At 44.6% G+C, this 19,322-nt stretch carries 26 protein-coding genes and 1 pseudogene; 21 read left to right on the top strand and 6 right to left on the bottom strand.

The window, feature by feature from the left end:
* Positions 1-110: 110 nt before the first annotated feature.
* Both Dvar_RS16230 and Dvar_RS16225 read right to left on the bottom strand, forming a co-directional pair.
* Positions 111-296, bottom strand: a complete 186-nt coding sequence (locus Dvar_RS16230; RefSeq protein ID WP_419662732.1) for a hypothetical protein — start codon at positions 294-296, stop codon at positions 111-113.
* A gap of 192 nt (positions 297-488) precedes the next feature.
* Positions 489-653 (bottom strand): hypothetical protein, encoded by a 165-nt coding sequence (locus Dvar_RS16225; protein WP_419662731.1) that lies wholly within the window; start codon positions 651-653, stop codon positions 489-491.
* 142 nt (positions 654-795) lie between these two features.
* On the opposite strand from Dvar_RS16225, the gene Dvar_RS16220 reads away from it, so the two are divergent.
* Positions 796-1,458 carry a hypothetical protein gene (locus Dvar_RS16220; protein WP_419662730.1) on the top strand — a complete coding sequence of 221 codons (663 nt, stop codon included), beginning with the start codon at positions 796-798 and terminating at the stop codon, positions 1,456-1,458.
* Positions 1,459-1,827: 369 nt separating this feature from the next.
* Here Dvar_RS16220 and Dvar_RS16215 read toward each other — a convergent pair.
* Positions 1,828-2,061 (bottom strand): annotated as a pseudogene (locus tag Dvar_RS16215) (integrase); the annotation flags it as partial.
* A 196-nt stretch (positions 2,062-2,257) separates the two neighbouring features.
* On the opposite strand from Dvar_RS16215, the gene Dvar_RS16210 reads away from it, so the two are divergent.
* The 6 genes from Dvar_RS16210 to Dvar_RS16185 all read left to right on the top strand — a co-directional run bounded on the left by Dvar_RS16210 (position 2,258) and on the right by Dvar_RS16185 (position 6,928).
* On the top strand, positions 2,258-3,508 hold the full coding sequence (locus Dvar_RS16210; protein WP_419662729.1) for a site-specific integrase: 1,251 nt from the start codon (positions 2,258-2,260) through the stop codon (positions 3,506-3,508).
* Entirely contained in the window at positions 3,501-4,427 is a 927-nt protein-coding gene (locus Dvar_RS16205; protein ID WP_419662728.1) for a tyrosine-type recombinase/integrase, read from the top strand. The genes Dvar_RS16210 and Dvar_RS16205 overlap by 8 nt, the downstream gene beginning before the upstream one ends.
* A complete protein-coding gene (locus tag Dvar_RS16200; RefSeq protein WP_419662727.1) occupies positions 4,427-5,425 on the top strand; it encodes a site-specific integrase in 999 nt (332 codons plus the stop codon). The genes Dvar_RS16205 and Dvar_RS16200 overlap by 1 nt, the downstream gene beginning before the upstream one ends.
* Positions 5,426-5,555: 130 nt before the next feature.
* Entirely contained in the window at positions 5,556-5,780 is a 225-nt protein-coding gene (locus tag Dvar_RS16195) for a hypothetical protein (RefSeq protein ID WP_419662726.1), read from the top strand.
* A gap of 374 nt (positions 5,781-6,154) precedes the next feature.
* A complete protein-coding gene (locus tag Dvar_RS16190) occupies positions 6,155-6,355 on the top strand; it encodes a hypothetical protein (protein ID WP_419662725.1) in 201 nt (66 codons plus the stop codon).
* Between the two features lie 153 nt (positions 6,356-6,508).
* On the top strand, positions 6,509-6,928 hold the full coding sequence (locus Dvar_RS16185) for a metallophosphoesterase family protein (protein ID WP_419662724.1): 420 nt from the start codon (positions 6,509-6,511) through the stop codon (positions 6,926-6,928).
* A 53-nt stretch (positions 6,929-6,981) separates the two neighbouring features.
* Here the strand turns inward: Dvar_RS16185 and Dvar_RS16180 are convergent, their stop codons facing one another.
* Positions 6,982-7,275, bottom strand: coding sequence for a GYD domain-containing protein (locus Dvar_RS16180; protein ID WP_419662723.1), 294 nt, complete (start codon positions 7,273-7,275; stop codon positions 6,982-6,984).
* 939 nt (positions 7,276-8,214) lie between these two features.
* On the opposite strand from Dvar_RS16180, the gene Dvar_RS16175 reads away from it, so the two are divergent.
* The 3 genes from Dvar_RS16175 (at position 8,215) to Dvar_RS16165 (ending at position 9,515) form a co-directional block, all read left to right on the top strand.
* Complete coding sequence (locus tag Dvar_RS16175; protein ID WP_419662722.1) at positions 8,215-8,589, top strand: hypothetical protein; 375 nt, start codon at positions 8,215-8,217, stop codon at positions 8,587-8,589.
* A 23-nt stretch (positions 8,590-8,612) separates the two neighbouring features.
* Entirely contained in the window at positions 8,613-8,846 is a 234-nt protein-coding gene (locus tag Dvar_RS16170; protein ID WP_419662721.1) for a hypothetical protein, read from the top strand.
* 438 nt (positions 8,847-9,284) lie between these two features.
* On the top strand, positions 9,285-9,515 hold the full coding sequence (locus Dvar_RS16165) for a hypothetical protein (RefSeq protein ID WP_419662720.1): 231 nt from the start codon (positions 9,285-9,287) through the stop codon (positions 9,513-9,515).
* 58 nt (positions 9,516-9,573) lie between these two features.
* Here Dvar_RS16165 and Dvar_RS16160 read toward each other — a convergent pair whose 3' ends face one another.
* The gene (locus Dvar_RS16160; RefSeq protein ID WP_419662719.1) at positions 9,574-10,017 is read right to left on the bottom strand and encodes a CpXC domain-containing protein; all 444 of its coding nucleotides are present in this window, start codon (positions 10,015-10,017) and stop codon (positions 9,574-9,576) included.
* A gap of 356 nt (positions 10,018-10,373) precedes the next feature.
* Between Dvar_RS16160 and Dvar_RS16155 the strand changes: the two genes are divergently transcribed.
* The 10 genes from Dvar_RS16155 to Dvar_RS16110 all read left to right on the top strand — a co-directional run bounded on the left by Dvar_RS16155 (position 10,374) and on the right by Dvar_RS16110 (position 17,299).
* Complete coding sequence (locus Dvar_RS16155) at positions 10,374-10,916, top strand: thermonuclease family protein (RefSeq protein WP_419662718.1); 543 nt, start codon at positions 10,374-10,376, stop codon at positions 10,914-10,916.
* Between the two features lie 103 nt (positions 10,917-11,019).
* Positions 11,020-11,274, top strand: coding sequence for a hypothetical protein (locus Dvar_RS16150; RefSeq protein WP_419662717.1), 255 nt, complete (start codon positions 11,020-11,022; stop codon positions 11,272-11,274).
* A 92-nt stretch (positions 11,275-11,366) separates the two neighbouring features.
* Positions 11,367-12,710: an AIPR family protein gene (locus Dvar_RS16145; RefSeq protein WP_419662716.1), complete on the top strand. Its 1,344-nt coding sequence runs from the start codon at positions 11,367-11,369 to the stop codon at positions 12,708-12,710.
* Positions 12,711-13,099: 389 nt separating this feature from the next.
* Positions 13,100-14,212 carry a CHC2 zinc finger domain-containing protein gene (locus Dvar_RS16140; RefSeq protein ID WP_419664123.1) on the top strand — a complete coding sequence of 371 codons (1,113 nt, stop codon included), beginning with the start codon at positions 13,100-13,102 and terminating at the stop codon, positions 14,210-14,212.
* On the top strand, positions 14,097-14,918 hold the full coding sequence (locus tag Dvar_RS16135) for a toprim domain-containing protein (RefSeq protein WP_419664122.1): 822 nt from the start codon (positions 14,097-14,099) through the stop codon (positions 14,916-14,918). Before Dvar_RS16140 ends, Dvar_RS16135 begins: the two co-directional genes overlap by 116 nt.
* Positions 14,919-15,209: 291 nt before the next feature.
* Positions 15,210-15,704, top strand: a complete 495-nt coding sequence (locus tag Dvar_RS16130; protein ID WP_419662715.1) for a methyltransferase family protein — start codon at positions 15,210-15,212, stop codon at positions 15,702-15,704.
* 2 nt (positions 15,705-15,706) lie between these two features.
* Positions 15,707-16,165: a MarR family winged helix-turn-helix transcriptional regulator gene (locus Dvar_RS16125; RefSeq protein WP_419662714.1), complete on the top strand. Its 459-nt coding sequence runs from the start codon at positions 15,707-15,709 to the stop codon at positions 16,163-16,165.
* Between the two features lie 204 nt (positions 16,166-16,369).
* The gene (locus Dvar_RS16120; protein ID WP_419662713.1) at positions 16,370-16,660 is read left to right on the top strand and encodes a hypothetical protein; all 291 of its coding nucleotides are present in this window, start codon (positions 16,370-16,372) and stop codon (positions 16,658-16,660) included.
* A gap of 80 nt (positions 16,661-16,740) precedes the next feature.
* On the top strand, positions 16,741-17,061 hold the full coding sequence (locus Dvar_RS16115; RefSeq protein WP_419662712.1) for a hypothetical protein: 321 nt from the start codon (positions 16,741-16,743) through the stop codon (positions 17,059-17,061).
* Complete coding sequence (locus Dvar_RS16110; RefSeq protein ID WP_419664121.1) at positions 17,000-17,299, top strand: JAB domain-containing protein; 300 nt, start codon at positions 17,000-17,002, stop codon at positions 17,297-17,299. Before Dvar_RS16115 ends, Dvar_RS16110 begins: the two co-directional genes overlap by 62 nt.
* A 494-nt stretch (positions 17,300-17,793) precedes the next feature.
* Here Dvar_RS16110 and Dvar_RS16105 read toward each other — a convergent pair whose 3' ends face one another.
* Positions 17,794-18,399, bottom strand: a complete 606-nt coding sequence (locus Dvar_RS16105; protein ID WP_419662711.1) for a hypothetical protein — start codon at positions 18,397-18,399, stop codon at positions 17,794-17,796.
* A 167-nt stretch (positions 18,400-18,566) separates the two neighbouring features.
* Here Dvar_RS16105 and Dvar_RS16100 point away from each other — a divergent pair, with 167 nt between their 5' ends.
* Positions 18,567-19,190: a hypothetical protein gene (locus tag Dvar_RS16100; protein WP_419664120.1), complete on the top strand. Its 624-nt coding sequence runs from the start codon at positions 18,567-18,569 to the stop codon at positions 19,188-19,190.
* The last annotated feature ends 132 nt before the right edge of the window (positions 19,191-19,322 follow it).

Here is a 19,322-nt window from a genome sequence, read left to right as displayed (position 1 = left end):
TATATGTTGGGGTATTAGCTGGAAAGAGATCCCCTATGTACGAAAAGTGAAAAGCATTGGTAAGCAGAATCATCGGGAAGTTCCGATAATATAAACCTACCGCCGGCCCCTCACAAGACCGGTTTCACAACTACCTTTTCATTAGTTTGTTGTGATAAGACTATTCCATGGCATTCGATCTCGGTTTCCGGCCCTTGCACTACCAACTTTCTGACCAACTGCCGCAGAATTTTGTTAAGTGGGTCATCGACGCTGGTTTTTGGTCTTTTTTGGTCCATTAAACTGTCTTTAGGCATGGTGCGTGTGTCCTTTCCAATTGTTGGCGGTTATTCTTTAAAAAAAATGCATGAAATAATAATTCACCAAATAAATTTTAGGTTTTTATTAACTCAAACTAAACTACGCTTTAGCTGCAAATGTCACAATTGGAAATATTCTGAATTCGGCTCAGTATATTTCTTAATTTTATCTATAAATGTACAGGATGCTTATTGATTTCCCTGACAGATGTTATCCCCATCGCCCTGCTCAGCTTCTAAGGGAAAGGGCGTTCTGGCATTCTGCTGGTTTGAGGCCATAAGCGTGATATTGGATTTTTCGAAACCTGTTTGACGGTCCGAAATGAACACCGGCAGCAGGATGGATTCGATCATGCCGGGGTAATCGTAACCATGGCCAACCGGCCCACTTCGGGAGATCACCGAATCTGCTCTCCGATGATGTAGCCAGTTCGTTGCTAAAGGATCGATTCTCGAATGCTAAATAGATCTAAATTTCCACTGCAGCCGATGGTGGATGCAAAACGGTAAGGATGATCGAGGTCAGCAACTGTTATTTCGGGCAATTGGTAATCCAGAATTTTTTAACTGCAGGACCGTGCCATTTGCCTTTGCCGGATATGGTGGGAATCTGCTGGGCATTAAAATGGCGGGCGATTTTTTCCCAGCTGTCGCCTTCGGCGTGCATGTTGGCAATCACGTCTACCAGGCTTGGTCCCTCATTCTTATATACACCGCCGTCATCGGTGGTGTTGTTCGGTTGCGTCACGACCTCTGGGGCAGATGCGGGGGGTGGTTCCGCCTTATCCATTTGGGGCGGGATGCCCGTCGCTTCAACACCCTGAGGCAAGAACGCGGCATTGCCCCACTGGCAGCCCATCATGCTGACGAGCGCCTCGAGGGCATTGGCAATCCGTTCTTTTATCTTGTTTTGGATTGCCATCATATCGGCAATACGTTTCTGGTTTTCCGACAGCGCATCCAAAGCCTCTTTGATAAGCGAGAAATGTTCATTGGTGACTTTGGCGTAATAATCGGTTTGCCGGCGGTCGGTTCCCGTAGTACGGCGCTGGGGGTCCTTTATAGTCCTTGTAATCTCGCCGTCGCCAGTCCTGCTGCTTCAGCTTTCCGCGTCTCAGATTGTGCAAAAAAATCATCCATAGAATCTCCTCTATTGTGATAGGTACATTCAGTTTTGGTGGCAAATATTGGTCATGGAGAATGATACTCAAGGTACCGCGATGTTCTTGGAAGTAGTGATACATTAAGATTACCTTGCGTCCGAAACCATGTCAATTGTTGTGATAGACGGGATTATGTAATCTCGGTAAAAAATGTGCGCGAATACAGATACGTACAGTTATGTTGCCAACCGACTTATCCCTCTGGAAACATTGAAGACACACATGATTGCGGTGTAAGCCATACTTTTCGTAACCATATCAACCTCATAGCGACATTCAGCACTCCCAATCCATACGAGTTGGCAACATAATAAATGTCCCCGGAAGGCACCTTTTTGTATCCGGCAAACAGGTTGCCGCCGGGCTCAGAGACTATCCAGCCATGTCATGATGTCATCTTTTTCTTCTTGATCGATCAGTTCCTCTATCGCCGCATTACGGCTTAACACGGCCTGGGTATACTTGGTAAATTTTTTCTGGATTTTTCTGCGCCGTGACAGATCCATTTGCAGATATACCATCGTGGATTGAATGTTTTCGTGGCCCAGTTGGTTTTTGATATCGGTTACCGAACATCCTGCTGCCAACATGTTTACGGCACACGAATGGCGATTATGCCGAGCTCGGCATAATCGTCATAATGCCGTGTTGCGGATTATGCCGAGTTGATTACCAGTTTTCAATAGAACCCATTGTCAATATTGATTAAACATCACAACCCAGAGCTTGATTGCTTGGCATAATCCTGCTGTCTTTTCCTTATTATTCGTTTAACCAAATAAGGAGGAGGCAGTCATGATCCATCATTATTCCCAATCTCCAGAGGCATTGGAACGTTGGTATGCGGGGCCATTAGGTAATCACATTGACGGGTTCGCCAAGCTACTATTCGACCAAGGGTACGCAACTAATACTGCACAGACGAAAATACGGCTAGTTGCGGACCTAAGCCGATGGCTTGAAAGGAAACAACTTACAGTCAGAGACTTAGATCTAGATGAAAATCGAATCAACGAGTATCTAAAATTTCGTGCCAACCACCTTGTTCCCAACCGCAACGATAAGCCCACCTTTCGAGCTTTGCTAAAACAATTGCGTAACGATGGTCTTATTCGCTCTTCTCCACCGGCTGTCGAAGGTGGACAGATCGACCGCATTGAGAACGATTATGGACGATACCTTACTCAAGAGCGTGGCCTTACACAAAGTACATTGGCAAAATACCTTCCTATTATGCGGCGATTTCTTATTGTACGATTTGGTAATAGTTTAATTTCCCTGGAAGAACTATCTCCGGATGATATTACACAGTTCATTCTCCATCATGCCCAAGCTTGTGGTCGACGTCACTCCCAAGTGATGATGACGGCATTGCGTAGCTTTCTGCATTTTGTTTATCAGAAAGGCCAAACACCCACAGACCTATCTACATGTGTTCCTACAGTGGCCAATTGGAGTTTATCAGAACTGCCTATCTTCCTAAAACCGGAGGATATTGAGCGCCTGCTGCAAAGCTGTGACAAAAGTAGCATCATAGGTCAGCGTGACTACGCGGTCTTACTCTTATTGGCCCGTCTCGGTTTGCGTGCTGGAGAAGTGGTCCATATGGTTTTGGAAGACATCGATTGGGATGCTGGGGAACTTATCATTCGTGGAAAGAGCTTTCGACAGGATCGCCTGCCGCTTTTGCAAGATGTGGGTGAGGCTCTGGCCACCTACCTATATCAAGGGCGACCTCGCTGCTCATCCAGAAGAGTCTTCATTCGAAATATGGCTCCGCATAAAGGATTTTCAAGCTCTACCGCAATAGGCGATATCGTCAGACGGGCTTTCAAACGTGCAGGGCTCCAGCGAACACATAAAGGTGCGCATTTGCTGCGTCATTCACTGGCCACACAGATGCTTAACAAGGGGTCAAGTCTAAACGAAATTGGTGAAATTTTGAGGCATGAACAGCCCCATACCACCGAAATTTACGCCAAGGTAGACTGGATGGCGTTGAAATCCCTTGCACAACCTTGGCCAGGAGAATGGAACCATGAATGATTTACGAACAGCTGTTGAAGAGTATCTCGCCATTCGTCGTAAGCTCGGCTTTAAGCTCTACCAACCCGGCATTTTACTCCATAGTTTCGTAAATTTCGCCGAGCGGGAATGCGCCTCAGTTATCACAACAGAATTGGCGTTAAGATGGGCCACACAACCGAAAGATGCTCAACCTAAATGGCACGCAATTCGGTTGGGCGTGATACGGCGCTTTGCTAAATACCGGAGCGCAATGGATCCACGTACTGAGATCCCCCCTCAAAAATTGCTATCCGTCTCGTACCATCGGAAACCACCATATATTTATAACGATGATGAAATATATCGACTTATCAAGGCAGCTCATGGCATTTTCTCGCCTGCTGGGTTACGAGCCTCCACTTATTCAACTTTGTTCGGATTGCTTGTTGTTACCGGTATGCGCGTAAAAGAGATAGTTGGTCTTGACCGTGATGATGTTGACCTCAGGGAGGCAATACTCTGTGTTCGGAATAGTAAATTCGACAAATCCCGATTTGTACCTATTCATACCTCCACCCAGAAAGTACTACAGCAATATGCCATTTTGCGTGACAAAATCTGTTTACGAGTGAGATCCCGCTCTTTTTTTATCTCTGAGCGCGGCGATCGTCTGACTCATTGGAGCGTTCGATGGAACTTCGTCAAATTGTCACGTCAGATCGGTCTGAGAGGCCCAAACGACAGTCATGGCCCGCGGCTGCATGATCTTCGCCACAGATTTGCTATCCAAACGCTGATAGCTTGGTATCAGTCGGGGATGGATATTGATCAAAATATGCCAAAACTGAGCACCTATCTCGGTCACAGACATGTGAGAGACACCTACTGGTATATCTCGGCAGTTCCGGAGCTTTTGCAGCTGGCCACTTTACGTCTTACAGAAAAAGGAAAATTATAATGAAAACCAACGCAGAGTTTCCAGAACTGCTGCAGGCATTCTTTACTGATCGTCTCATGAATCAAAGAAAGGCAAGTCAGCATACCATTGTCAGCTATCGAGATACCTTCCGGTTGTTTCTTGGATTTGCAGCGCACCAACTGAAGAATATTCCGTCAAAAATTTCCTTTGACGATCTCGATACGCCTTTTATTGGCGCTTTTCTCGATTATATCGAAAAGGATCGTAACAATAGCCCACGCAGTCGAAATGTTCGATTGGCAACCATTCACTCATTTTTCAATTACGTTGCTATAAATGAACCATGCCATAGTGCATTAGCTCAACGTATTCTGGCCATTCCAAGCAAGCGATTCAAACAAAAACAAGTTGTGTTTTTAAGCCGATGTGAAGTCAATGCCTCATTGGAAGCACCCGATCTGAATACTTGGACAGGACGCCGCGATCAGGCTCTTTTGCTGATAATGGTGCAAGCTGGCCTACGCGTTTCTGAACTGACCGCACTTCAATGCCAAGATATTATTTTGGGTCCTGGAGCCTATGTTCGATGTATTGGCAAAGGGCGTAAGGAACGCTGTATTCCTTTACGTAAAGAAACCGTTGCTACATTGCGTGCCTGGTTACTTGAACGTAACGCAGATCCCTCACAACCACTGTTCCCCAATATACGTGGAGGATTTCTCAGTTCGGATGGTGTTCAATACTTACTGAATAAGCATAGAGCAACGGCCAGCCAGCAGTGTCAGTCTTTGAAAAGCAAGAAAGTATCACCGCACGCACTTCGCCATACTGCGGCAATGGATCTGCTTCATCATGGTGTGGGCAGCACGGTTATAGCTTTATGGTTGGGTCACGAATCAGTGGAAACTACCCAAATTTACATCCACGCTGATCTTGAAATAAAAGAAAAAGCCCTTGCAAAGACGACACCCTTGAATGTGAAATCTGGCCGTTATCGGCCTGATGACCATCTTTTAGAATTCTTACAGAATCTATAATAATGCCGATCAGACACACAATGAATTATGATATTACCTGACTTTAGTTGGATTACTCGGCATAATCCGCAACACGGCATTATGGCGATTATGCCGAGCTCGGCATAATCGTCATTCATGTGCCATCGCCATGCTGGCCGCCGGTTGTTCGGTGACCGATATAAAAAACTATTTGGGACACGAAGATGTCCAATCCAGCATGGTTTATCTGCAAATGGATCTTCAGCAACGAAGAAAAATCCAGCAGCGGTTCACCGAATATACCCAGTCCGTATTGAGCCGCAATGCGGAGATAGAAGCGTTGATCGACAAAAAAGAGGAAGACGACATTATGACATGGCTGGACAGCCTCTAAACCTGGAAGCAACCTGTTTGCCGGATACAAAAAAGTGCCTTTAAAGGAAATTTATTATGTTGCTAACTTGAAGAAAATGGGTGTGCTGAATGTCGTTATGCCGTTGATATTATTGAAAAAAGCATTATTTGCATCGCGTTCTAAAATATTTATAATAATAACGGGTAGATGGAATGGTTGGCAACATAAGTATTGTAATCTGCCGTTTCGGGTAGGTTGAAAATCTACAGGATAGTTTTGGAAAGCTGTCGCTTTTGAGGCAATCATTTCTTTGGGATAAACTTAAATAATCTGTCGGGGCAGCAATTCCCAGCAAAATTGGTGGCGATCGTTTATCACAACTTTTCCGATTTAATCTTTTGATGAAATTTGCGATGGATTTGGAAGTCCTTTTCATTTATCGACTGAAAAACATACATTTTCAAGACGTTGTTATCATGGCTAATTTTCACAACGCTTTTGGTTCCATTTGTTTACGTTTGGAAAAATTTGACCTTGACGGGCACAATTTAGGCACAGCAAACGCAGGGGACTATCAGTCCCCTGCCCTGCTTTTCGGAGTTAAAATTCCATGAATCTGGGCACAATTAGGCACAGTCAATTTGGCTGTGCCTTTTTTATCTGACAATATATCCCTATCACAATTGCCTCTTTTTGGTTGCCATTTTAGTATCAGAAAAATTCCTTCGATAGGAGCCCTCTATATAATATTAAGGTGTAACGTGAAGATGCCAATAAACAACTTATGCAGGGAAATCATTACAGATGCAACTATTAGGGCACTAATGGGAAAACTCGCCATAATATCAGACATTCACGGAGACCTTGACGCACTTCAGCAAGCATTTGCAATCATCACTAAGGAAAAATGTCAAAAAATCATCTGTCTTGGTGATGTGCTGGATGAAGGCTCTGAAAATGAAAAAATTTTGAAACTGTTGAAACTGCATAATACCACTTGCATCCGTGGGAATCATGAAGATCTGGAACGTGTAGAGCAGACGCCGGCGGTCAAACAGTTTCTTGACGGATGCTTAGAGGAACTGACTGTCAACGGCTTTCATTTTTGCCATGTGATAAAGCGTGTTCCGGAATTGGTTGTCAGGGACACTGTATATTATGCTGACTTTTCATCATCGTATATGTGACGCTTTTCGCAAATGGTGGGGGCCACTGCGTAATTTATTCAATAAAACTCACTTTAAGGAAGAGCACTAATGATATCTCGGTACTCATCTTCATTGAAAACACGAAAAGTTTCTGTTTTTACAGCTCCCCGAGAGCCTATAGCAAGGGAAGCCTTAGCTACTGCTTCATCATTGGGAGCCTCTGACACTAAAACCATGTCATAGCGTCCCATAGCCAGATAAAACTGTTTCATCTCGGCACCGAATGCCTTAAATGCCTCTTTTGCGGCATCAAGCCTGGCGGGGCTTTCCTTTATATTCGTAATGCCCTGCTTTGTATAATTAACCAAGGTGACGTAAGTTGCCATAATATCAACCTCCTTCTTCATTTTATGTGGCCCCCAGAAACCATAAATTATGAATATTTTAAGGAATCGTAAACATTGTGAGATAAGAAACGGAGCTTTTGCTATTCCGCAAAAATTACAAGGCTGGGATTCTAAATTGAACGGTGCGTATGAGGTTGACCAACTAATATACACATACGTGTTTGATATTGTTTGATCAATAAATTCGATAAGAACTAAACTGATGGTTTGCCTATCACGGTGCTCTGATCTTTAAAATAATTACGAAGTGTGTCCGGATCAACGCTTCGGCACTAAAAAAGGCAGAGCCCCGTTAGAGGCTCTGCCCGTTCAACCGCCTTATCAGCATCAGCGGATTAATTTTCTGCCTTAGTTGACGAAGCTCTGCCTTTTATCTTGCCATCAACCACATATACCCTGCAATGTACAACTGTCTTGATCGCATTTAAATCCCTCAAAAATAACTCCGCCTTCAGCCACAAAGCCCAAGTGTTCGTCTTTGTTTATCGCACACTGGAAGTTGTTTTCGCGGTTGTCAACGTATCATTCGCCCCTGCCGTCATAGAATTTCTGAGTTTTATTTTTAGCCATAGTATCACCTCATCGGTTAAACGTTTCATTTTTAGAACGACTGTTTTCTTAATAGAATTTGAGGTTTTTGGCCGAAAGGGCAATGGGAGCCATTTAGGGGGATGATGATAGGCAAACGCTATCAACCACCTATAGACTGTACGAAATCAAGGGCATCAACGCAATTAGGCAATGTGGGCCGCTTGACTGGTTGGTGGTAGGCAGAAACTGTCAATTGGCTAAAGAAAACCCTTTCATCTTAAGTTTGATGCATTACAATAAGCCAAAAAATGAAACCAGTGATTGTTTTATGATGGTAAAGAAAATCTTTACCATAGAGGAATTTTGGACAGATTGAGGCCTTGAAAAATGATCACCGTAGAAAAAAAAGGCAATTGCACCATTTTTAATGTCAGCGGCGTTGTGACTGCCAACGAAATATTGACTAAGGCAATAGAATACGTTTCCGGTGAACAGACGGATACCGCGTTGTGGGATTTTACGAAAGCAACTCAGGCAGATTTAAAAACAATAGAATTGAAAGGCATAGCCGATAGTTTGAAGAAGGTAGAACATGACGGAAAGGTCAGGAAAGTTGCCTTGGTTGCGTCAAAAACCATTAATATCGGTTTGGGAAAATTCTTTGTTGCTATGGCCCAAATGTCCAATTTGCCAAACCATTACAAAGCATTTCGTAGTATGGACCTTGCAAAAGAATGGCTGGAGGATCGTTCAACAGAATAGATTTTCCTGCCGGCGGGAAAATTATGACCAGCCCATCAAAAATAGACCAAATCGTTCAGGACATCCTGGCCGACATGCCTCTAAAGGAAAAGGCCGCTATCGCCAATCTGGACGAGGATAAGGTCCCTTATCTCCAATATGCCTTTGATATTTGTGTCAGAAACCAACTCGGGAAGGGCGACGAAATGGGCAAGGACGTCATGCACCGGATCTGGGAGGTTTTACAAGAGACGCATCGGGTCCGGTGTGTGAAATAGAATTAGAAAAAAGAGGAACACAACCCAATTGGTGAATGATATTGACAAGGGAGATCAGCAAATATTAATTTTGAGTTAGGCGGGAACTTCTGAAAGTGACATATTTTACCGCCGATGCGGTTTCCCACTGGCTGCCTTTTGCTTATTCCTAAAGCCGACAGTTCTGGATTATTGTTGATCCATTTCTCCTGCATTTCCCGCCGATGTAGCCATAAACAAAGGAGACAATCATGAATGAACAAGATTGGCTGGCAATGGGGGTAACTCTTTTTGTTATGGTAGTTATCGGACTGATCCTTTACCTTGGACTATCAGGGGCTTTCACAGCGTGGTAGCGAACTAAATTTGTTGTTCAATTACAAATAGGTCGTTTTAAATTAAGGCTGGCAAATCTCTTCAACGCAGTCCCGAAACCATGGCCGCTGAAAGATCACAGAAATGAAGACAATGGCCGAAATGGGAATGGCGATCCTATCTGAAGATGGCAGTTTCCCAAGAAATAGCCACAGATACAAGCTTGTCCGTAAGTTTATCGCCGCAAAGATCGATACGATGGGGCCAGATGCCGCTTATGCTCAGGCTAAATGGGCAAAATACCAACTTTTAATAGAGATTGAAGAATTCGAAAAGGCAGAGAAGGCGGGTAAGATTATTTCCGGCTTCATTTAGGCGGTCAGGACTTGGATCGCATTTTTTCCGGCGGGTTAAACACCGAATCGGTAGATGTTCAATCCTCCAATCCACTTTTGGCCATTTCGAAAAGCCCGGTCCTGAACCTTATCTGGCTGACCATCTCCTTCATGGAGAACACCACCAACTGGTTTCCCGGCTTGTTCGAATCTGGCATAAACAGGCCATATTCCTGCCGGAATTTTTCCATCTCCTTCAGCATCCTCAGATAATCCTTAAATACATATCCTGGATTTTCCACCAGCAAGTGTTCCGGGTAAAACTGTATCTTCAAATCCATCCGGTGATCGTTGAACAATAGCGGTGTATGAATCTGAGCTACATGGCCGCAGCCGGCACATTTAAAGACGTTGATCTCCCCAGCCATCAGCTTTGACACCAGTTCCGGGTTTTCCATGGCATTGATGGTCTGATAAACATCTACATCCTGCTCGACCTTGCATGCCGGACATCCGATGGTTTCTTTCTCGGCTATTGTCATTGGGTGCCTGCCTTATGTGTGGATATTTTTTCCCGGCTTGCTAAATGGGGATACCTTTAACATAGTATCTATGCATGAAAAGGAAAGCCCCTGCGGTGATAAAACCACAGGGGCTGAGGGGTACTGCGTGGGTTTTATGGAGGGTATTGGTGTTTCCACCGAAAATATAGATCCCAGCCCATCATAACGGTTACATTTGCATCTGAAATTTATGCAGCCGCCAGCCAGATCCGCCTTGCTCAACAATCCCTTGACTCCCCACCAGATTTGAGCGATTATTCAAAACATTGATTTCCCGTGTCAAATCAAAGCTATAATGGCTTTAGCAATCATTGATCCTGAAACGGCCGGACAAGATGAATTCAGCAACATCATTGTGTCCTTCGATATTCGCTCGGTGTCTATGCCGGCCGGCATTCCTATTTCTGCTCCTGTTCTTCCTTTCATTTGCAATTGACTATGCGGAATTCTACCAGGTCCTTCGAGTCTATGACGGCGACACCATAACAATCCTGAACGCCGGCCAAAAACAATCCATCCGTCTGGTGGGAATCGATACGCCGGAAAAAACACGCAAAAAGAATGAGCCAGGCCAGCCATACAGTCAGAAGGCAACCAAATTCCTTGCCGGCTTAGCATTGGATAAGCAGGTGTCCATTGAATCCTACAGGACAGATCGCTATGGCCGTATCCTTGGTGTGGTTTGGCTGGGTCAGATGAATGTGAACCTGGAAATGGTCAGGAACGGATATACTGAGGTTTATCGTGGAAGGCCAGCGAAGGGATTCGATAATGATTCATATTTGCAAGCAGAGGCACAGGCTAAGGCTGGAAAACTGAATATTTGGTCTTTGGGTGAGGATTATGTGGGTCCGAGGGATTGGAGGCGTAGGAATTGATAAAATATCGTTTGGCAAATATGATATCTTTATTTAGTGAAATATTCGGATGTGTCGATATCCAGATCTGTAAAATTAATTTGTGACATACAAGGAAAATCTAATGAGCATTCTTCATGTTAACCAGATTGCTTCTAAAATCAAAGATCTCTTCGAAGATAAAATTGATATGATGGATGTAGGTCCAAATGATAAAGAGATAGAAAATAAGCTATTAACAAGATGCTTGGCTGCATACGCTATTTATAATTCTATGGGATGTTCCCGCAATGATGCTGCTACCTCCGTTGTTGATGGAGGTGATGACAATGGTATTGTCATACAATTTATTATTCGCCTTCTTCAAGACAAATGTTAATGGTTCATTTTATATGGATTAAGAGCGGTTTGGGTGAACCGGATAGTGGCGAGATCGGCAAGTTTTGTCGAGGGGTGCGAGACTTATTTAATATGAATTTTGATCGATTTAATCAGAAAATTCAAAATAAGCAAACAACTATCGAACATGCTTTGGCTGAGTATGAGACCAGATACAGTATTATTCTCATCGATACTGGTGATAGAGGCCTTGCCGATCACGCACAAAGACAAATAAACGATTTGTTGCATGAGATGAATGACGCTGGCGAAGGTATTACCGACCAATTAGTTGAATTCGACAGAATGAATCAGGGGAAAATCCATTCCTCACTTGCATTAAGTGCTGGTAATCTAACAATAAATTTTGAGGTTGGTTTGTCCCAATGGGGCAAAGTTACAGACCCACATGGTGCGTTTTATGGAATGGTCGCTGGTGAAGAAGTGGCAAAATGGTGGAGCGATAATGGCCGCCGCCTATTTGATAAAAACCTCCGTCAAGTTCTGGGAAAAACAGAGGTAAACGATGAAATTAAATCCACTTTAATTAGGTCTCCTGATAAATTCTGGTATTACAATAACGGAATAACAATAGTTGCCTCAAAAATTGAAAAATCAATGGTAGGTGGAAGTACAAGAGATATTGCTTCCTTTAAGTTGACAGGTGCATCTATAGTTAACGGTGCCCAGACAGTAAGCACCATAGGCACGTACTCGAAAGATGATGGAACTGGTTTAGAAAAAGTTAAAGTTCAGGTTAGAATTATTTCATTATTGGATACCCCAGAGACATTTGGTGCCGAAGTAACAAGAACAAATAACAGACAAAACAGGATTGAAAATAGGGATTTTGTATCACAGGATCCAGAACAGGTTAGAATCAAAACAGAATTGGCATTTGATGGAATTGATTACAACATTGTAAGATCGGATTCTTTTAAGTCGTCTGTCAAATCTTTTGATCTCCAGGAAGCTACCGTTGCCTTGGCTTGTTGCAGTGGGCAATCAAACCTTGCAGTCCAAGCCAAAAGAGAAATCGGTAAATTCTATGAAGATCTTACCAAGGGAATTTACAAGGCAATCTTTAATGGGGGGACAACTGGCACATATGTTTATAATTGCATAAAAATCATCAGGTTTGTTGATGCAATCTTGGCCCAAAAAATCTCAATGCTACCAAAGAAAAGTGGTCGTTTTTATGGTCTTCTTGTGCACGGGAACAGGATTATAACGCTCATTGCAGTTCAGAAACTCGACTTGGCAAAGCTTTCAAAAACGCAGGGATTCACAATTAATGAAGAAAATATGAGATTAGTTACAATAGATACTATAGATAAAGTCTTCAATTTTTTAGAGGAAAAATATTCTGATAATATGTTAGGGACTTTATTTAAGAACGCCACGAAATGCAGAGATATCGTGGAAAATTGTGTATGAAATAGAGCCGCATACTCAGTAATCTCAACCACCAATCGGTGATATGCAATTGTGGCAGTTACCATGGTCATCCCACCCCCACTTGTCCCACCCTATATTATTTCTTTTTTTTGCTGGTTTGTGTGGAAGCCAGTACCGCCATGATGGTGCTAAACTTTTAAAAATTCCAGATTTCTCGGCAGCGGCTATAAAGATATATGGTAAAAAATGATCCGCTGTGTGATTTTTTGTAGGGGGCTAGGGGGTACCCATTTCCATCGCCCTGATCGTCCGCATCATCCTATCATTTCGTTGAACAAGTTTTTTGGCCGTTCAAGAAATACCCTACTACCCCTGATCCAGAGAAATCAATCTTGACACAATCGGTTGTTTGCCATGAAAATCCTGCCATGCTATCCCACAACGACATTAAAACAGTGGCGTATCTCGATCCTATGATGAATTACGCCGAAGATCATCTTGGTATCCGTTTCAAGCCAACCGGCATGTATCGATACAGTGCCTTCTGCCCGTTCCATGCAGACACCAAGGACAGTTTCCGGCTATACGTGGATGGCAACGACGTAGTCCGGTTCCATTGTTTCGGCGAGTGCAAGGGGGATTGGGACATTTACGACGTGATCATGTTGAAGGAGAAATGTTCATTTCGTCAAGCACAACAGCTTTGGGCGGATTACCTGGGGCTGAAGGATGTTGTTTTTCATCGCGGGCAAAGTCAAAGTATCCCGGAACCTGACAATGAACCAGAGCCCGACGACGTAGTTGCATTTCTTGAACCCACCGAACCAGATGACCAGATTAAAACAACACTAAATGAAGCTGCAACCTTCTATAATGAATTGCTTTTATCCGACCCAGAGAAGCATTCCAAAATTCTCATTTATCTCGCTCGTAGGGGCCTTGAGAGGCACATAATTGAACGATTTCAGATTGGCTATAGCCTATCCTATATTGACGAGGAATATCTCGGCAGAGCCCTCATAAATGGCTTTCTTGATCGCTTTGATGAAGATTATCTCACCTTTAGTCAATTCCAGGATGCTTGCTTGGTCAGGTTGCTCAATGAGGGGACTGCAGGAGGTTATGGTTATTACCGCCAGCAGATTGATTTTACCACGAGGAGCCCTTTTGCACGCAATTATGGAGACTATTTCGCCGGCCGGATCGTTTTTCCCATTCGCAATATGAAAGGGGAGGTCAATCGGCATGATCGGCAGACGCCCCGACAATCGCGGAAGCGTTCACTGGCTCAAGCAAAAGGCTGGTGTAGGTGCCATCACCACAAAAAGCTGGCTCTACGGCATCGACAAAGCCCATCGCTTTATCAAACATTACAAGACGGTGATCTTGGTGGAAGGCATCTTCGATTATTTCGCATTTTACCGCCTGCTGCAGGACCAGGGCCGGCCGGTGGTTGTATCCACGTTGGGGTCTTATCTTTCCGCCGAGGCCATGACCATTTTCAAGCAGCTCGGGGTGGAGCACTTTATCGTTGCCTATGACTGGGATGAAGCCGGCAGGAAAGGAATTGAAAAGATCGCGGCGGAGATCGGCGGCACGGTTTATTACCTGGGCGGCATGCAACCGGGACAAGATCCGGCGGAAAAGCTGAAGGACGTCATTGGTTCGATCAGCGGATTTTCACTTCGGCATTTGATGGCTTCAGCAAAGAAACATCAAGCAGCGACGGATAAGCCCATTCACATGTCATTTATATCCAGCGGGCCGGTAGGTCGCCGGAATGTCATTTTTAGCCCGGCCGAAGCGGAAGAGGATGCTTGGTGGCCAGAGGAGGCTTCACCAAAGGAATTTTATTATAGCGTGGATGATTTCCTGCCGCTGCTTTCCTACGATCACGGGAATAAGGTTTTGCTGGATCAAACGATAAGCCAAATCACCAGGCTTTTGGAGGAAAGGCCCACGGAATCGGCAGCGAACCCGTCTTTCACTATCCCTGTGAACTTTCTGCAAATTGAAAGCTACACTGACTTGGGACCGGCACTGATTCTCTGGTTGAGGCTGGTCATCGAGCAACAGGCCAAGAAGCGACGCATCAAACAGACGGATGCCATGTTGGCTGAGTGGTTGAAAACGACCAGGAAGACGATACTCGTGTATGAGCGTAAGCTTCAGGAACTGGGCTACTTGAACATTGATACTTCGAAACGGCCACAGAGATTATCGGTGCGATACTTTCCCAAGTCCTGACTCATTTCCCACCACACCATTCGTTTACTCATGTGTCCGTGGTCTTTGTAACCTGCGGATAGCGGCAGTTATTTAAAGGGTAAAGGTAGGTATAAAATCGTTAATATGTGTTGGGATATTGATAAGTTATAGCGTATTTTGGGCAAATATAGTGTAACCTGCGAAATGAAAGTTAGTGGCTATACATTCCAATAAATTTATTGACAACTGAATTGTCATATTGACAATATAGTTGTCATAAGTTATCTTGCCAAAAAATGAAACGCCTACCAAAACAGAGAGGAGACAAAAATGGCTTTGGCAATTGTTGTAAATAATTTTGACCAGGATTCCCCAGGAGTGAATATTATGCCGCCTAAAGTGTTCTACACTTGCCTGATATTGGGAGCCATACTAGAATTTATCATTCCAACCAATTTGCCCTTTCTTGCAAAACCGCTACGCATATTTTTTGGATTAGGATTGGCGACAGCCGGTTTTACCTTTATGATGCTCGCCCACGAAAAATTTAAACGAATAGGTACCAATGTGCGCACTAATCTTCCTTCAACTACTTTGGTAGTTCATGGTGCCTACCGGTTTAGCCGCAATCCCATGTATGTCGGCGGCTCTGCATTTTTCCTCGGCATCGGACTGGCAGTCGGCAGCTTTTGGATGATGGTTTCCTACCTGCCATTGTGGCTTTATCTTTCATTGTATGTGATTCCACGGGAAGAAGTTTACATGTATCGGAGATATGGTGACGCCTACAAGACATATTCTCAACAAGTCAGGCGATGGTTGTAGCCATGACCAAAAAGGCCATTCAACATCATTCAGGACAGGTGCTGCACGATTTATTTCGTGAGGTCTTTGCTCTGCATGCAGCCCTGTCCGCTGTGATGGACAAAGTCCATGAACAGGCCGGGCTGAATACGTCGCAGCACAAAATAATGCGTTCCTTAACCCAGATTGAGCCGGCGACCGTCCCAGACATTGGAGCGATGCTGGGTGTTTCCAGGCAATTTGTTCAAACCGTATGCAATGATTTGCTTGCCCGTGGGTTTATTGAATTTAAAAAAAATCCACGCCACAAGCGGTCTAAATTTGCAGAATTAACAGAAACGGGGCGTATTGCCTTTCGGAATGCTCGGCAGAAAGAAAACCAAATTGTTGAACAGGCTCTACCGGAGATAGATCCAGAGAGAGCTAAAGAAACCCGTGAACTTTTAAAATGTATCAGGGAGGCTTTGATTGATGGACTATAAAGTCCGCACTCATGGTTCATGTTCGATGATCCCAAGGGCTACCAACCTTCTTCTACCTCAGTTTTTAAATGGGTTAATGTTCCCCTGCCTACCCTCGCCCTATTAACATAACCCCATCCTATTTTCGATCATAACCAAACCATTAGGCGACCCCGTCACCACGACAGGTCGCCTTTTTTATGCCCAAATGAAAGGAACACAATCATGCCAAAATCCGTAGAACTCTGCCAACTCGTAGCCTGTTCCATAAGTCACACCACCTGGAACATACCACGCATTCGTGATGGAGATCAGTGGCGAAACATCAACAATGCCCATTTGGTCGAGAACCAGTCCCATCTCAATGGACACGACCAATACGAAGACGCCATGTTCCGAGCCAAACAGATTATGGAGGAACGCGGATGGAGTACCGAAGTTACCGACACCAAGGAGCAGTGCCACGAGCACCTGTATTATCAGCATTACCGGTTGAAGTGCTGGAAACGTTCATAACCCAACTCAATCAAGCATAGAAGGCAGTTGCCAATTTTTCCGCCGGCGGCTGCCTTTTTTACGTCTATGGAGACCCCTATATGAAAACATTCAATCCCAAATCGACTACCAAGCCGTATGTTCAACTGCAACTATTCCCTGCAGCCATGGCCTCACCCAAAACGAAATTCATTTCCGTTTACCGGATATCGCTGGTCAAAGATGAATCCGTATCCTTTGGAAAAGTCCGGTTGCTTAATTCCAAACAGGCCCAGGCCCTGATTCAGAACCTCATTTTAACCAAAGGACAGCCCGATAGAGAGCAGTTCGTGGTTGCCCTGCTCCAATGCCAAGAACGAAATGATCAGGCTCAATATCGTGTCCGTGGGAATGCTCTCATCGGCCCCAGTCTCACCTCGTGAAGTCCTGAAGCCGGCGATCTTGGCCAATTCCGCAGCAATGATTCTGGCCCACAATCATCCTTCCAATGACCTGGAACCTTCTCCCGATGACATCAACATTACCAGGAAAATAATCCGGGCGGCGGGAATTGTTGGCATCCAAGTTCATGAACACTTGATTATCAACATGGACGATGACCGGTATTACAGTTTTGCTGAACAGGGCATTATCAGCCAGATGTATTCGGAGATCGGCTGACATTTAGCCCCGCCGGCCCCCGCCTTCTTCCCCCTTTCAATACCTGCCACGTAAATTATACGGATCATTCTTGTCTACCAACCGGGTGGTAAAGTTTCTCCCATCCCGTTCAATCTTTGGAATCACGTTATCAATATTGATGCCTCTATCGTTCAGAACCCCACCTTGATGTAGTTTGGGCTTCTGGCCTTTTGGCCACTTCTTTTTCCGCTTTCCCACTTTTCATTCTCCCTTGTGTATTGATGCATTTTCAGGACTGGAGCCTGGAGGCCTGTGTCTTTGATGTTAGGCCGGACAGGTTTCTACCTACTTGGGGGTCAGATAAATGGAAAGTGTACTTAGTCCTTGGCAGCTATAATCGATTGAGATGGAAATTTCAGGAACATCTGGTTTCATCGATCACAGGAATTTTCTGTTGGAATGATAGGCATTATTTGCTTGGTCTTTTACAATCCGTTGAATACCTTTATTCGACATTACCACTCCATCGCTTATCATTTTACAAAAAAATCGATTAGTGGTTTCAGACGCTTAACCGCATTTACGATCTCGTTTGTTTGTGCTACGAAGGGTAGCGACCAGTATGCCGCATTTTTCTGGAAGGGCTCTACGAGCCGAATCGCAAGGTTCAGTCGTTTATTCCTGTTTTCGAGATGGTGAATTAGACTCTCGGAGAGTCCTTTATTTTTAGAAATGATTTTGCGAATCCAATACTCCTGATTGTGCTCGAAACTATTCTCGTGTTCAAGTCGTAATCGTAGAATAGTAGCAGCATCAAAGTCCCCTGGCTCCATAAAATCAGCGAGTATCCAATGATAAAAACGAGGTTGATGTTCAAATTTAAGGTAGGTCTTTAGCCACAGGCCACCATGATCGTCAAGTAGCCTATCAAAGTCTAATGTGGATCTTTTATTTCGTTTAAGCATAACCTTCTGTGATGGTTGTAATTCAGCATTCAGGCAAACATCAAGCCCCATGCTGTTCAAAATTATGGAAATATTGGGCACGTCATTCGGGGGCAAATTCTCGGAGAAACCAAAACGATAAGCCCACCAAACACCGCCCCGCCTGAATTCCTTAGCTGCTTGCCAACGATGCATCGGGGGACAGAGACAACGATGGGTTCAGCAATATCCGCGAGTATCTGGCCGGCACCAGTGCCGACGACATTAATGACACCCCTTTTTTTCAAGCCGAGATCGAAGATTTCGAGTCTGGTGACCTGAATAAGTTTGCTTGGCTTACGACGACTGATACCCCCTGGTTGGTGACGCAGACGAATGCCTACAACTCAAACTATGCGGGTCAAGCCGGCGAAATAGCAGACAGTGAGTCTTCTTCACTGGAGATTAACCGCTATACAGAGGCAGGGAACATCAGTTTCTGGTATACTATTGATTCAGAATTGAGCGCCGACTTTTTAAGTTTCTATATCGACGGCGTCTTGGTGGATGAGTGGTCGGGTTGTCTTGAATACTCGCAAGCTGTGTACCCACTGACCACCGGCATGCATCACTTCCGACGGGAGTACACCAAAAATAGTTCCAATTTAGACGGTGAGGACACGGCGTGGATCGATACGATTACTTTTCCAGGCAGCGTGGACTCCGACGGCGACGGTATGCCTGATGGCTGGGAGATTGACAACGACATGGATGCGTTAACCAACGATGCCGGCGACGATGCCGATGGCGACCTGTTCACCAACGGAATGGAGTGTCTCCTTGGCACCGATCCGCATAATTCATCCGACTATTCCGTCATGAGTAGGGGGTTTGAAGCTGACCTGGATGTGGACGGGATGGATTTATATCGGTTGGCCGGTGGATTGGTTAGCGGGATTGTAACACCGGCAGAAGTGCCGGAATTTGCCGAGGCGTATGGGAGGTAACACGGCCTAATAAGTATCTTTTCCCATTGGAAGTGTATTACCATTAAATGCATGGCAAGTGGTGGCAATTTTTAAGATTGTCAGACAAGATTGATCCTACTTTTTACACGTAAATTGACCTTGTCAGGGGCT

Source organism: Desulfosarcina variabilis str. Montpellier, assembly GCF_048565275.1.
Lineage (GTDB): Bacteria > Desulfobacterota > Desulfobacteria > Desulfobacterales > Desulfosarcinaceae > Desulfosarcina > Desulfosarcina variabilis.
The sequence above is the reverse complement of the archived record's forward strand: the minus strand, read 5'-3'. Positions and strand labels throughout refer to the sequence as shown.